This window comes from Rhizobium sp. YAF28, assembly GCF_052113285.1.
GTDB lineage: Bacteria > Pseudomonadota > Alphaproteobacteria > Rhizobiales > Rhizobiaceae > Rhizobium.
In genome coordinates this window covers 213,468-227,256 of record NZ_JBFRCX010000006.1, presented here as the reverse complement: position 1 = coordinate 227,256, position 13,789 = coordinate 213,468, and the positions used below count along the sequence as shown (strand labels likewise).

Here is a 13,789-nt window from a genome sequence, read left to right as displayed (position 1 = left end):
AACATAGGGCATTCCCGTAAACCGAAGAAAAACGGAAATGCCCGATCTCAGGCGCTTTCGGCGAGCTTGAGGTCCTGACCCAGCCACGCGGCGCAATCTGCAAGCGCCCGTTTGGCAATCAATTGCCGCTTCATGACCGTCTTGTCCTTGCCACGGAAGCGCTTGACCCCTTCAGGCTTGACGATAGAGCCGGGCTGAAGCTCCGGAAACAGACCGAAATTGATGTTCATCGGCTGGAATGAGCGTTTGCCGGGCTCCTCATCGGTGACGATATGGCCGCCGGTGATGTGGCCGAGCAGCGAGCCGAGCGCCGTTGTTGCAGGAGGAGGCGAAACTGGCTCTCCCTTGCGTTCCGCGGCGGCAAAGCGGCCGGCCAGCAGACCCACGCTTGCGCTTTCCACATAACCTTCGCAACCGGTGATCTGGCCGGCAAAACGCAGGCCCGGCCGCGACTTCAGAGTCAGCGACGGATCGAGCAGGGTGGGCGAGTTGATGTAGGTGTTGCGGTGCAGGCCGCCGAGCCGGGCGAATTCGGCACTCTCAAGCCCTGGGATCATACGGAAGATATCGGCCTGCGCGCCATATTTCAACTTCGTCTGGAAGCCGACCATGTTGTAGAGCGTGCCGAGCGCATTGTCCTGGCGAAGCTGCACGACGGCATAGGCTTTCACGGTCGGGTTATGCGCATTGGTGAGGCCCATCGGCTTCATAGGCCCATGGCGCAGCGTCTCGCGCCCGCGCTCGGCCATGACCTCGATCGGCAGGCAGCCGTCAAAATAGGGCGTGCCCTCCCACTCCTTGAATCCAACAGTGTCGCCGGCAATAAGGGCATCGACGAAGGCATTGTACTGCTCTTCGGTCATCGGGCAGTTGATATAGTCCTTGCCGGTGCCGCCGGGACCGACCTTGTCATAACGCGACTGATACCAGCAGATATCCATGTCGATGCTGTCGCGATAGACGATCGGCGCGATGGCATCGAAGAAGGCAAGAGAATCCTCACCCGTTTCCGCCTGGATGGCACTCGCAAGCGACGGGGCCGTCAGCGGACCGGTGGCGATAACAGCCAAATCCCATTCCTTCGGCGGCAGGCCGGAGATTTCCTCGCGCACGACCGTGATCAGCGGATGCTCGTGGATTGCCTTGGTTACGGCATCAGAGAAGCCATCGCGGTCGACTGCCAGCGCGCCACCTGCCGGCACCTGATGTTTGTCGGCCGATGCCATGATCAGTGAACCGGCCATGCGCATTTCCGCATGGATGACGCCAACGGCATTGCTGGTGGCATCGTCCGAGCGGAAGGAGTTGGAGCAGACAAGCTCGGCAAGTCCATCGGTCTTGTGCGCATCCGTGCCGCGCACGCCGCGCATTTCATGCAGGATCACAGGAACGCCAGCATTGGCGATCTGCCACGCAGCTTCAGAGCCGGCCAGTCCGCCGCCGATGACATGGATAGGGGAGTATGAGGAGTTCTTGGTCATTGGCGGCTGATATCACGGCGGGGAACGCGATCCAACAGCAGAATCGAAACGGCGCCTTCCGGCGCCGCAAGGTAACTAGCTCTGCTCTCGTGTTCCGGGCGATGCCTCGCGCTGGTCGGCATCCTCCAGATCGGTGTCGACGATATAGGCGTCACTATGTTCCCTTGCCGCTTCCCGTTGCGCAGCAAGGTTAGGAACGTCGTCCGGAGTTGTTTCCGGCGCATGTTCGTTGAGCGTATCGATTCCGCCCTTTGGCGACCGGGTGCTCTTATCTGGTTTTTCGGGGAGGGTCCTGGTCATCATCTCACCTCCAGAAGCGGTCCGGCGCGGCGGATTGGCGCCCAAGCAGATAGCCGATGCTGAAGGCGAGGACGCCGATACCGACGACGACAGAGCTTGCCATGTGAGGGTGATCGGCAGCGCCTGTCGCAACGGCCTGCACCTCACGCCTGACTGCGGAGGCGGTATCCGAAGCAGCCTTGCGGATGCCCTCGGGCTTGTTGGCGGGTCGCCCGGTGAAGCCTGCATTGAGTTGGTTTGCCATGGGATGGTCTCCTTTCGTCAAGGAGAACTGCCGGAAAGCCCCAGGGTTCCGATAAGGCGAGGCAAAGCCAAAAACGAAACGGCGCCTGATGGCGCCGTCTTGGGGAATGGTGCTCGCTATATTAGCGGAACGAGCGGGATGCGATGCTGCGGATGTCGTAACGGCTGACGCCGATATCGGACAGGGTCTGGTTGGACAGGTTGCCCAGTTCGTTGAGCGTGCGGCGGTAGCTAATCCAGCTCTTTGCAATGCGGATCGGGTTCATGATCTTTTCCTCGGATGTCTTGCGCGACCGGCGGGATCGCCGTGTCTGCGGTTGACATCTATATAGTGGAGATCCCTGATATTGTGCAGTGCAAATAAAAGGCGTCTGCTATGCAATTGTGCAATCTGATGCCCGCTAATTACGCAGAGCACGATTTTTGAGCAGGCCAGGAATTAACACTTCCGCAACTTTTGCGGCAGTCTGGCCCGATAGGCAAAAAGAAAACGCCCGCTGCGGAGGCAGCAGGCGTTTTGGGAAGGCAATCTGCTTCGGAGGAGCAGCGATTACCTGTACTTAGCGGGCGGAAGCTTCGCGAGCAACGCGATGGATGTCCGAACGGTCGATGCCGAGGTCATGCAATTCGCGGTTGGTCATGCGACCGAGTTCAGTAACCGTCTGACGATACTTGCGCCAGTTATTGAAAGAGCGAGAGAAGTTCATGTTAATCCCCTTTCCTAGGGCTTGATCCTGCCAGCAGCCTGTCTTCGGCGCTGACCTCTATTTGATGACCGGAATATATGTTGCGCCGCGAAGAACTAACAGAGCCAAGATTTCAAGCCACCTATGCATGATTCGCAAAGCTCGGGCCGTTATTTACACGCTTTGGCCATTTTCTGGTCAACGAATAGGCAGAATGATTTTTTCTCAGGCTGCCGTTTTCGCAGATGGATATTTGGCCTGCCGGGCCGTCCGCGAATGGTCTTTCCTATAGGCGCATTTTCTCGATGCGGCTCGGCGAACAACAACAGGCTTCGGGCTCTGAAGCGCTCTACCGACTGCCCCAGGCGGCTTAACGCTTGCTTTACCTTGATTCGCGCGAAGGCCCGAAAAGCTGGCATGCTAATCGTTTAACCACCTGTTAAGCAAAACGCCCACCGGGGGAGGATCCGGTGGGCGTCATGATGGTGACTGGCAACTGGGAGGAGGAGTGTTGCCAGTCTATCGCAGGGCGCTGGGAGGAGGAGTGCGCGTCTGCGAATCTCGTCACGGACATATCATCCGCAGGCTTCCGGAAAACCGGGCCGGGGCGCCATCCCCGTGCTTCGATATGAGTTAAATAGTATGACTTTTGATTGTTTTGCAGTGCAATATATTCATGAGGGCTATGCGGTTCATGCATGCCTCCTGTGTGGCGTTTATATATTAGCAATGATGCGGTTAGTGTTTCGTTAATGGCTGACCCAATTAAGACCAGTGAGGAATTTGCATATTTCAAATACCGGCGTTTCCGAGCGCCGATCCTGCGCTATAAATGCAGAAGCCGAAGATGGCGGATCAATGCGGGGTAGGGCATGTATCGCGGCAGGTTGGGGCGGGATCTCTCGCTCTGGGTGGAGAAGGGGCTCCTTGAGGAAGAGACGGCGAAGACGCTGCTGGCCGAATACGATACGCGCCCGGCAAGTTTCAGCCTCGGCCGCGTGCTGATGGGATTGGCGGCCGTATTGCTCGGGGCCGCCCTGCTGCTTCTCGTCGCTTCGAACTGGGAGTATATCCCGCGCCTTGTCCGCGTGGGCCTGATGCTGGCGCTCATCTGGGCGGTTCACATCGGCGCTGCACTTCTTCTTATGCGCGGCGCGCTCGCTACCGCCGGCGGTCTGCTCATCGTCGGTACGCTGAGCTTTGGCGGCGCCATCTCGCTCATCGGCCAGATGTATCATCTCTCAGGCGACGAGCAGACGGTCATGTATCTGTGGTTTGCCGTGGCGACCGTTTCAGCAATCCTATTCCGCTCGGCTGCGGTGACCGTTGTCGCTGGCTTCCTCTCCTGGGCCTCCTTTGCAGTCTATCTTGAGAATTTCGATACGCGCTGGGTCGGCTCTGGTCCCTATGCGCCGCTTGTCATGGCGGCTGTTGTTATCGGGCTCGTGCGCTTTACCGGTGCCGATCGGGCGCGCCATCTCGCCTATCTGCTGGTGGTCGGCTGGCTCGCTTGGCTTTATGTGCTGACGGAAGAGATCTCCGTGGCGATCGCTTTCGCCGTCCTTGGCATGGTGGCTTTCCTGCTGACAGCTTTGCCCATCCGCCCGATCTCTACGCTCGTCAGGACCGCAGGTGCCGCCCCGGCATTCTATAGTTTCCTCGTCGCCATCATGGGGTTGTTCCTGCTTCATACCGAGATGGACGAAGGCGGGCGTATGGTCGTGATCGGCCTGCTAACGCTTGCCGCCGCCGTTGTGGGCATCGTGCTGCATGGCCGGGACAATGGCGCCGTACGCTATCTGGCCTATGGCGCCTTCGCCGCCGAGATGCTCTATCTGGCCTCGGTGACGGTCGGCACGATCTTGGGCACGTCGAGCCTCTTCCTGTTCTCGGGCCTGGTGGTCGCAGCCGTCGCCTGGGTTGTCATCCGCCTCGAAAGACGCTTCGCGGCCGGACCAGCAACAGTTGAGGCAGGGGAGGAACGCGCATGAGCTTTGCCTTCGCAAAACCACAGGCTGGCCGCTCTTATATTGTTGCCGCGATCCTCGTCGCTGGCTTGCAGACGCTGATCCTCGGTTACATCATCCAGAGCCGTGCTTCTATCCTGGCAAGCGGCGCCGAAGTATTGCTGAAGACGGCCCCGGTTGATCCGCGCGATTTTCTGCGTGGCGACTACGTGGTTCTGAATTACGATATATCGTCGGTCCCGATCTCGACAGTCACCGGCGGCATTCCGGCGGAAGCCGGCGAGCAGACCCTGTGGGTGCGCCTCAAGCGCCAGCAGGATGGCTTCTGGGGCATTGCCGAATCGTCATTCAAGGAATTGCCGACAGCAGCAGATACGGTCGTACTGCGCAGCCTGCCTTTCTATAGCTATGGTCCCAATAACGGCGAAACGATCCGCGTCGAATACGGGATAGAGCGGTATTACGTGCCGGAGGGCGAAGGCAGGCCGCTGGAGGAGGCCCGGAACGAGGGCGTCGTTTCGATCGCTGCCAGCGTTTCCTCCTCTGGTGCCGCGCAGATCCGCAGCCTCGTTGTGGACGGCAAGCCGGCCTACGAGGAGCCTCTCTATTGAGAGCCGGGGTGGCTGACGGGAACGGTGCGCTTTTGCCCGCAAATCCCTGTCATTTGCCGTTCATTTTTCCTTTGCCTGTTCTGAATCGGATGATATAGAGACGCCGCGCTCCGGAAGGCCTCATGCGCAGGCATATGCATGCGGTTTTGCGAACGCGGGTATGGTGAAATTGGTAGACACGCCAGATTTAGGTTCTGGTGCCGCAAGGCGTGGGAGTTCAAGTCTCTCTACCCGCACCAAGCTGCCTTGCAGGGCGGGAGGACTGGAACTTAGTTGTCCCGGATACCCGGAAAGCGAGTGCTGTTCCGCTTAGAACGGAACGAACAGGAATTGAGAAAAAGCCACGTGCGGCAGTTGGCCGGCGTCGTGCTCACCGAAACGAACGGCGTCTGGGCACGGCCGCCACTGAAATGAAGGTAGGAAGACATGCAGGTTATCGAAACGCTCGCTGAAGGGCTGAAGCGCGAAATCAAGGTCGTTATCCCGGCCAAGGACATGGAAAACAAGCTGAACGAGCGCCTTGCCGACGTAAAGGACAAGGTTCGCATCAACGGCTTCCGTCCGGGCAAGGTTCCGCCCGCCCACCTCAAGAAGGTTTACGGCAAGTCCATCATGGCCGATCTCGTCAACGAGATCGTGCGCGACCAGCCGACCCAGATCCTGTCCAGCCGTGGAGAAAAGTCGGCTACCCAGCCGGAAATCAACATGACGGAAGACAAGGACGAGGCAGACAAGATCCTCGCCGCCGAGCAGGATTTCGAATTCACCCTCTCTTATGAAGTTCTCCCGCCGATCGAGCTGAAGTCCAACGCGGGCATCAAGGTCACGCGCGAAGTCGTCGACATCTCCGACGACGAAGTCAACGAGCAGGTTCTCAAGGTCGCTGAAAGCGCCCGTGACTACGCCGAAAAGAAGGGCAAGGCTGCCAACGGCGACCGCGTCAAGATGGACTATCTCGGCAAGGTCGACGGCGTTGCCTTTGACGGCGGCACCGATCAGGACGCTGAACTGGTTCTCGGCTCCGGCCGTTTCATCCCAGGCTTCGAAGAGCAACTCGTCGGTCTCAAGGCTGGCGATGAGAAGACCATCACTGTGACCTTCCCGGCCGACTATCCGGCCAAGAACCTCGCTGGCCAGGAAGCCACCTTCGACGTCACCGTCAAGGAAGTTGCTGCTCCGGCTGATGTCGAAATCAACGACGAACTCGCCAAGAAGCTCGGCCTCGAATCTGCCGACCGCCTCAAGGAAATCGTCCGCGGCCAGATCGAATCCCAGTACGGCTCGCTGACGCGCCAGAAGCTGAAGCGGCAGATTCTCGACCAGCTCGACGAGCTCTACAAGTTCGAAACCCCGTCCAAGCTTGTCGAAGCCGAATATAACGGCATCTGGAGCCAGGTCAGCAACGACCTCGCTCAGTCCGGCAAGACCTTCGAGGATGAGGACACCACCGAAGAACAGGCGCGCGAAGAGTACCAGAAGCTCGCCGAGCGTCGCGTCCGCCTCGGTCTCGTTCTCTCCGAAATCGGCGAAAAGGCCGGCGTCGAAGTCAGCGAAGACGAAATGCAGCGCGCGATCTACGAACAGCTGCGCCAGTATCCGGGCCAGGAAAAGCAGATCCTCGAGTTCTTCCGCAGCCAGCCGGGTGCAGCCGCTTCGATCCGCGCTCCGATCTTCGAAGAAAAGGTCATCGACCACCTGCTGACCGAAATCGCCGTCACCGACAAGAAGGTGACCAAGGAAGAGCTGCTCGCCGACGAAGAAGGCGAAGGCACTGAAAAGGCCGACACCAAGAAGGCTGCTCCGAAGAAGAAGGCTGCTGCCAAGGCCGAAGCTTCTGAAGAAGCTGCCGGAGGCGAAGAAGCCGCTCCGAAGAAGAAGGCTGCTCCGAAGAAGAAGGCTTCCGAGGACAGCGCCGAGTAATCGGTTTTTCAAGCTGAAATTCAAAAAGCCCTGCCGCTCGCGGCAGGGCTTTTTTGTTGACGCGCTGAAATCAGACTGATCGTGCTCAGATCGGCGTGCCCCACGGCCAAGACGCGAAGCCAAGCCAAAGCGGTGCCACGACACAGGATCGAGAACCGGCACTAGGCCGGGTTCGATCAAGCGTACACGCTCCAGAGCGGTTCATGCTGTTGGCTGGAGCGACGAGAGACGGGACGATTGATCGGCCCCTGCTTTGCTTTGACAACTGGATGATATAGAGGCTGTGACAGGACGCGACCGCCATTAACTTAAGAATGGGGTCGGGCGGCAGATTGACGTCACGTCGCTGCCACGAGATCACGTGGCCGTTCTCTCTTGGTCCCTCAACAAATACGCCTGCAGCACCATCCGAAAATCGGAATCGATTTTCGGATGTCGGATAGAGTGATTCAAAGAGTTAGAGCGTCCTTGATGCGTCCAGATGGACGCAGGGCGTTCTACACGGCTTTGCGGGCATGGGTCAGTTCGGCAACCTTCTTGATGTGGCTGACGGCAGCGGTGCCCCCGGCGGTCTTGGTGAAGAGGTCGAGAACATCTTCGTCGTCCTCGGCGACCGGTGTCAAAGCCTTGTCCATGTAGCTTTTGGCGCCGGCATCGCGGGCAATCAGGAAGGCCGAAACACTGAGATTGATGATCGTGCCGGCGAGCGATACGTGCTTGCGGATCGTATCGAAGGCAAAGCGCGGCCAGAAGAGCAGCGGATGCTCGCGTTTCAGGCCGGGGCGGCGCTCCGAAGGATGCTTCAGGCGAACCAGACCGCTCTGCAGTGGATGAACGTTTTCAAGAGGCACGGTGGTCGCAAACGACACCAGTACCTTGACGAGGCTGGAGAGCTTGATGCCGGTTGCCGCTCCGCGGCGCAGCAGGGTCTTCATATGCTCAGGCGAGTAATAGAGCGACCAGGCCTCCTGATAGATATCTTCCCACTCTTTCTTGCTCATCTTCGGATGCGCTGTGCAGACATGCTCGACATCGTAGATATTGAGATCAGGATCCATCTCGATGCCCTTCTTCCAGAGGACCTGATGGTCCTCGGAGCCGGGCAGGGGCGTCAGAATGAAGAATTCGATGACGTCGAGCGGCAGTTCTTCCTGAATGATCTTGATATCGCGACGGATCGATTCCGGCGTGTCGGCCGGGAAGCCCAAGATATAACCGGCCAGCGTCATGATGCCCTGTGCCTTCCAGGCCAGCAGCATCTTTCGATATTCGGTGATCTTGTTCTGGTTCTTCTTGGCGGCGGTCAGATTGTCAGGATTGACGTTCTCGAGGCCAATGAAGACGCGGGTGACGCCGGCGCGCTTCGATTTTTCGATGAAGTTTGGGATCTTGTGGCAGAGCGTGTCCACCTGGATCATCAGGCCGAGCGGAATGCCGTCTTTTTCCCTGAGCTCGATCAGCCGGTCGAAGATCGCTTCCCAGTCCTTGTTGCGGGCGAAATTGTCGTCGGTGATGAAGAATTTATGGATGCCCTGCGCCCAGTTCATGCGCACCAGCTTCTCGACATCGTCAGCCGAGCGGAAGCGGGATTTGCGGCCCTGCACGTTGATGATCGTGCAGAAGGAGCATTGGTAGGGGCAGCCGCGGCCCGCATCGAAACTGGTGCTGAGGCCAAGCGTGCGCTGGATATTATCCTTCGGCAGGAAAGGTACCGGCGTGCCGCCGATGCCGGGAAGGTCGTTCATGAAATTGTAAAGTGGCTTCAGCTCGCCGGCGGCTGCATCGCGCAGCACCATCTCCAGCCGTCCTTCAGCCTCGCCCGCAAACATCGAAACACCCATCTTGCGGCATTCGTCGAGCCCGATGGCATCGCCACTCAGCATCGACAGGCATCCCGAGATATGGAAACCACCCATCGAAACCGGCAGTCCGGCTTCGCGGAAGGGGCGGGCGATATCGAGCGCACGAGGATACTGGTTGGACTGGACGCCGATAAGCGCAATCATCCCGAAGTTGTCATTGCGTTTGAACTGGGAGATCAGCGCCGCAAAATCGATCCGCGTATTGGTCTCATCGATGACGGTGATGTCGATGGCGGTGTCGGCCCCAAGCACCTGCCGCTCCGCACACTCGGCGGCAATCCCAAAGATCGCCGCCAGCGAGTTGGAGGGGATCATTGCCCGCCACCATCGGATCACGTAGCCGTCGTCGTCATAATGCGACGGCTTTATCAGGACGAGCTGAAACCGTCTGCGAGCAGCCTCTGAAATATCGGGCAAAATAACTATCTTTCGTTGTGGTCTGCATAGCTGGACTTGGTGGTACTGCAGGCCGGTCTAAGACACGGATTTCAGGCTGTCGAAAGGCGCGCCCCATACTTGGGAAGGCGATAGGCAAAACGCAATAGAACAATGCAAGGCACGAACACCTGACCTTACCAATATCTTTTGACATAGGATATAGGCAGTTGCCGCAGACCACAGGCAGCCACCAACAGCGTGCAATGAGGCGCGCAGTAGTAAAATAAGAATTGAGGATCAGTGGCTTACGTGCTCTAGCCTGGAAAGGCGAGGGCGTTCCCTCGCTTCTTCAAAGTTCAGATTTTATGTCGCCCATGCGGTTCCACGCATCGAGGCCGGCGATTTTATAGGCTTCTGCAAGCGTCGGGTAGTTGAAGGTATTTTCGACGAAATATTCAACAGTACCCTTCAGGTTGAGCACAGCCTGGCCGATATGCACGAGCTCGGTAGCACCTTCGCCGACGATGTGTACGCCCAGCAGGCGGCGCGTCTTTAACGAGAAGATGAGCTTCAGAAGCCCTGTATCGAGGCCCATGATGTGGCCGCGCGATGTCTCCCGGAAACGGGCAATACCGCACTCATAGGGAATGCCACGCTCCTTCATTTCCTCTTCGGTCAGGCCGCAGGTGGAGATTTCAGGCACGGCATAGATGCCATAGGGGAAATATTTCTGCGGTTCCTTCGCAACGGCGCCGATTGCGACGCGCGCAGCAATGCGGCCCTGTTCCATTGAGGTCGAGGCAAGGCTCGGGAAGCCGACAACGTCGCCGGCGGCGTAGATATTAGGCACGGACGTCTGGAACGTCTCGGGATTGACCTTCAGGCGTCCGCGGCTGTCCGACTCAAGACCGATGGCATCCAGGTTGAGCGTATCGGTGGCGCCCATGCGCCCGGCGGCGAAAAGCACCATGTCGGTCACGAGATGCCGGCCGCTGTCGAGTGTCAGCTGCACCTTGCCTGTCTCAAGTCGCTCGACCTTCTCGGCCTTCGTGCCGAGCAGCAGCTTCATATTGCGGTCGCGCAGCTGATAGGTGAAATCCTCGATGATTTCCTTGTCGATGAAGTCGAGCATGGTCGACTTTGGATCGATGACGGTCACGACCGTATCCAGCGCCGAAAAGATCGTTGCATATTCGATGCCGATGACGCCGGCGCCGATGACGACCATGCTGCGTGGCAGCTCCTCGATATCGAGCAGTTCGTCGCTATCGAGCACGGTCTTGTTGTCGAAGGGCATGTAGTCAGGCCGAAACGGCTTGGTGCCGACGGCGAGCAGGATGCTGGCGCCAGTCACCGTCATTGTGTCGCCGTCGTCCTTGATGATCTGCAGGGTATTGGTATCGACGAAGCTTGCCTTGCCGCGGATATGCTGGACGCGGTTGCGGGCGAACTGATGTTCGAGCACTTCCACTTCATGATCCAGCGTGATCAGCAGGCGACGGCGCAGGTCTTCAGCGCTGATCTCCTGCTTGACGCGGTAGCTGCGGCCGTAAAAACCGCGCTCGCGCCAGCCGGAAAGATTGAGTGCGGTTTCGCGCAACGTCTTGGAAGGGATCGTGCCGGTATGGACGGACACACCGCCGACACGTTTTCCCTGCTCGATGACCAGCACTTTCTTGCCGAGTTTTGCAGCCTGGATTGCGCCGCGGCGCCCTGCCGGACCGCTGCCGACTACCACGAGATCGTACTGGAACATCTTTAGCCCCGAACTGGAATTGGAATCATATTGCGACGCGAAATGTCGCGCGTTCATCGGTAGCCGGTCAATGTTACAGTTTGTATTCCGGCGCAGTTTAGGAGTTCAAAAAGCCGAACATTGGCTCAAGCCGCTCGAATGTGCGGTCCATCGCGTAGGCGCCGATAAAGAAAAGCGATAGATGGCCGTATGTCAGCGAGATCTGCGACTCCGCCGCGATCTCTCCTTCCTTGGCAACGCCGGCGACGTAGATGGCTGAAGCCAGTCCCGTACGGTCGGCGCCGGCCTTGCAGTGGATGAGCAGCGGCTTGGGCGCGGCGGCCATGATCGCCATCAGCTGGCGCCCTTCCTCGATGGAGAGTTCTTTCGTCGCCGACATACGGAAATCGATATGCTGGACATTGAGGCCCTTTGCTGCGGCGACCTCGTTGTCGTACCAGGCCTCGCCGCTGCTATCGCCGCGGAGATTCAGTACGGATTTGATGCCGTACTCCTTGACGAGTTCGCCAAGCTTCGCGGGCGAAGGCTGGGCGGAGCGGTAGACCTGGCCATCGACCACCGCATGAACATTGGTCGAAACCTGCAGGTATCCGAGATAGAGACCGGTTACGACGAGCAGCAGAAGTGTCAGTCGTATCAGCGATCGAAGGCTCGGCGGCGCGTACAAGCGACCAGGAGAAATGCCCATAATTCCCATCCTGTTGTCAGTCATTCAGCTTGGAGAACGCCAAGATGGCTTTTTCATGCCTTAGCCGCAGTCTTATATCAAGCGCAGGCCCTTGAGGCTTGCTTGTCCGTCTTTGCCGATGATGATGTGATCGTGGATGGCAATACCGAGCGGCTTTGCAGCATCGATGATCATCTTCGTCATGTCGATATCGGCGCGCGATGGTGTAGGGTCGCCCGAGGGATGGTTGTGGACGAGAATAAGCGCCGTTGCCGAAAGCTCGAGCGCCCGCCTGACCACCTCGCGCGGATACACGGGTGTGTGGTCCACGGTTCCGCGCCCCTGCACCTCGTCGGCGATCAGCGCGTTGCGTTTGTCGAGGAAAAGAATGCGGAACTGCTCGCGCGTCTCATGCGCCATGGCCGCATGACAATACTGGATGACCGACGACCACGAGGAAAGCACCTGCTTGCCCTTGAGCTCGCTCTTCAACGTGCGATGGCTAATGGTGGATATCAGCTTCAGATCGAGCGCCACCGCCTCTCCGACGCCCTTGACCTCCTGCAGCAGCGCTGCCGGTGCGCCGAAGACGCCGGCAAGCGACCCGAAGCGATCGATCAGTGCCTTGGCAATCGGCTTGGTGTCGCGGCGCGGGATCAGCCGGAAAAGCAGAAGTTCGAGGATTTCATAATCGGCAAGCACCGTATCGCCATGGTCGCGGAAGCGATTGCGCAGCCTCTCGCGATGGCCGTGATAATGCTCTTCCTTGGCGGGCAGGGCGGCTTTTTTGGCGGAAGCTGCCGCCTTTGACGGCTGTCCGAAAAACGCCCGTTCGTCCATAGCGATATCCTCGTCCATGTCGAAAGGCAGTTCGTCGTTGCCAACCTGCGGAACGGGACCTTTCGCCATGGCGAGTGTTACCCGTTGAGCGGCGGCAGGCCTGGCCGGTCGAGACCGGCGGGCGACAGCGTGAAGATCTCGCAGCCATTGGCGGTCACGCCGACCGTATGTTCGTACTGCGCTGATAGCGACCGGTCGCGCGTCACGGCGGTCCAGCCGTCCGCCAGCACCTTCACATGCGGGCGTCCGAGATTGATCATCGGCTCGATGGTGAAGATCATGCCCTCACGCAGTTCCGGCCCTTCATTGGCGCGGCCGTAATGCAGGATGTTCGGCGAATCGTGGAAGAGACGGCCGACACCATGGCCGCAGAAATCGCGCACGACGGAGCAGCGCTCCGCTTCGGCATAGGTCTGGATCGCTTCGCCGATCGCGCCGGTGCGCGCGCCGGGATGAACGGCGGCAATGCCGCGCATCAGCGACTCATAGGTCACTTCCAGCAGACGTTCGGCTGCGCGCTTGACCTGGCCGACCGGATACATGCGGCTCGAATCCCCATGCCAACCGTCGACGACGAAGGTCACGTCGATATTGACGATATCGCCCTCGCGCAGCGGCTTGTCATCGGGAATGCCGTGGCAGACCACATGATTGATCGAAGTGCAGGTGGACTTGGTATAGCCGCGATAGTTCAGGGTCGCCGGATAGGCGCCGTTATCCATGCCGAATTCGAAAACGAAGCGGTCGATTTCATTGGTTGCGAGACCCGGCTTGACGATATCGGCAAGCGCATCGAGGCAGCGCGCGGTCATCTGGCACGCATTGCGCATTCCCTCGAATGCTTCAGGGCCATAAAGCCTGATGGCGCCGGTATTCTTCGGCGGCGCGGAGGAGGCTTCGATATAATTCACCATTGCAAGGCCTTAGCAGAAATTGTCGTCTCTTTTCATAATGCAGCTATGCCGGGTTCGTCCATCGCGATCAACCGCATGGGCAAGATTTCTCGGGCGCGTTGTACCGGGTGAAAAAATGCCGCCGGGCCGCCCACCAGCGTCAGCAGAGCTGCGGACCATCAATA

The 13,789-nt window shown here is 58.8% G+C and carries 13 protein-coding genes and 1 tRNA gene; 4 read left to right on the top strand and 10 right to left on the bottom strand.

Annotation, left to right across the window (positions count from 1 at the left end; all coding sequences use genetic code 11):
• Positions 1–47: 47 nt before the first annotated feature.
• From trmFO to AB4Z13_RS15700, 5 genes are all read right to left on the bottom strand, one after another.
• Complete coding sequence (gene trmFO, locus AB4Z13_RS15720) at positions 48–1,481, bottom strand: methylenetetrahydrofolate--tRNA-(uracil(54)-C(5))-methyltransferase (FADH(2)-oxidizing) TrmFO (protein ID WP_007813571.1); 1,434 nt, start codon at positions 1,479–1,481, stop codon at positions 48–50.
• Between the two features lie 75 nt (positions 1,482–1,556).
• Positions 1,557–1,895, bottom strand: a complete 339-nt coding sequence (locus AB4Z13_RS15715) for a hypothetical protein (RefSeq protein ID WP_442206359.1) — start codon at positions 1,893–1,895, stop codon at positions 1,557–1,559.
• The gene (locus tag AB4Z13_RS15710) at positions 1,786–2,025 is read right to left on the bottom strand and encodes a hypothetical protein (RefSeq protein ID WP_007813566.1); all 240 of its coding nucleotides are present in this window, start codon (positions 2,023–2,025) and stop codon (positions 1,786–1,788) included. The genes AB4Z13_RS15715 and AB4Z13_RS15710 overlap by 110 nt, the downstream gene beginning before the upstream one ends.
• A 121-nt stretch (positions 2,026–2,146) precedes the next feature.
• Positions 2,147–2,290 carry a DUF1127 domain-containing protein gene (locus AB4Z13_RS15705; RefSeq protein WP_007813564.1) on the bottom strand — a complete coding sequence of 48 codons (144 nt, stop codon included), beginning with the start codon at positions 2,288–2,290 and terminating at the stop codon, positions 2,147–2,149.
• A 294-nt stretch (positions 2,291–2,584) separates the two neighbouring features.
• Positions 2,585–2,731 carry a DUF1127 domain-containing protein gene (locus AB4Z13_RS15700; RefSeq protein ID WP_003558908.1) on the bottom strand — a complete coding sequence of 49 codons (147 nt, stop codon included), beginning with the start codon at positions 2,729–2,731 and terminating at the stop codon, positions 2,585–2,587.
• 851 nt (positions 2,732–3,582) lie between these two features.
• On the opposite strand from AB4Z13_RS15700, the gene AB4Z13_RS15695 reads away from it, so the two are divergent.
• The 4 genes from AB4Z13_RS15695 (at position 3,583) to tig (ending at position 7,208) form a co-directional block, all read left to right on the top strand.
• Positions 3,583–4,701 (top strand): DUF2157 domain-containing protein, encoded by a 1,119-nt coding sequence (locus AB4Z13_RS15695; protein WP_439014840.1) that lies wholly within the window; start codon positions 3,583–3,585, stop codon positions 4,699–4,701.
• Complete coding sequence (locus AB4Z13_RS15690; RefSeq protein ID WP_439014841.1) at positions 4,698–5,288, top strand: GDYXXLXY domain-containing protein; 591 nt, start codon at positions 4,698–4,700, stop codon at positions 5,286–5,288. Before AB4Z13_RS15695 ends, AB4Z13_RS15690 begins: the two co-directional genes overlap by 4 nt.
• Before the next feature lie 154 nt (positions 5,289–5,442).
• Positions 5,443–5,527: transfer RNA gene (locus AB4Z13_RS15685), tRNA-Leu, on the top strand.
• Positions 5,528–5,714: 187 nt separating this feature from the next.
• The gene (tig, locus tag AB4Z13_RS15680; RefSeq protein ID WP_007813556.1) at positions 5,715–7,208 is read left to right on the top strand and encodes a trigger factor; all 1,494 of its coding nucleotides are present in this window, start codon (positions 5,715–5,717) and stop codon (positions 7,206–7,208) included.
• A 497-nt stretch (positions 7,209–7,705) separates the two neighbouring features.
• On the opposite strand, the gene AB4Z13_RS15675 is transcribed toward tig, so the two are convergent.
• The 5 genes from AB4Z13_RS15675 to map form a co-directional block, all read right to left on the bottom strand.
• A complete protein-coding gene (locus AB4Z13_RS15675) occupies positions 7,706–9,487 on the bottom strand; it encodes a B12-binding domain-containing radical SAM protein (protein WP_439014842.1) in 1,782 nt (593 codons plus the stop codon).
• Positions 9,488–9,797: 310 nt separating this feature from the next.
• Complete coding sequence (sthA, locus tag AB4Z13_RS15670) at positions 9,798–11,204, bottom strand: Si-specific NAD(P)(+) transhydrogenase (protein ID WP_442206268.1); 1,407 nt, start codon at positions 11,202–11,204, stop codon at positions 9,798–9,800.
• 97 nt (positions 11,205–11,301) lie between these two features.
• A complete protein-coding gene (locus AB4Z13_RS15665) occupies positions 11,302–11,892 on the bottom strand; it encodes a dual specificity protein phosphatase family protein (RefSeq protein WP_439014844.1) in 591 nt (196 codons plus the stop codon).
• 72 nt (positions 11,893–11,964) lie between these two features.
• A complete protein-coding gene (gene radC, locus AB4Z13_RS15660; protein ID WP_439014845.1) occupies positions 11,965–12,780 on the bottom strand; it encodes a RadC family protein in 816 nt (271 codons plus the stop codon).
• A gap of 8 nt (positions 12,781–12,788) precedes the next feature.
• Complete coding sequence (gene map / locus AB4Z13_RS15655; RefSeq protein ID WP_113322415.1) at positions 12,789–13,625, bottom strand: type I methionyl aminopeptidase; 837 nt, start codon at positions 13,623–13,625, stop codon at positions 12,789–12,791.
• Positions 13,626–13,789 lie beyond the last annotated feature (164 nt).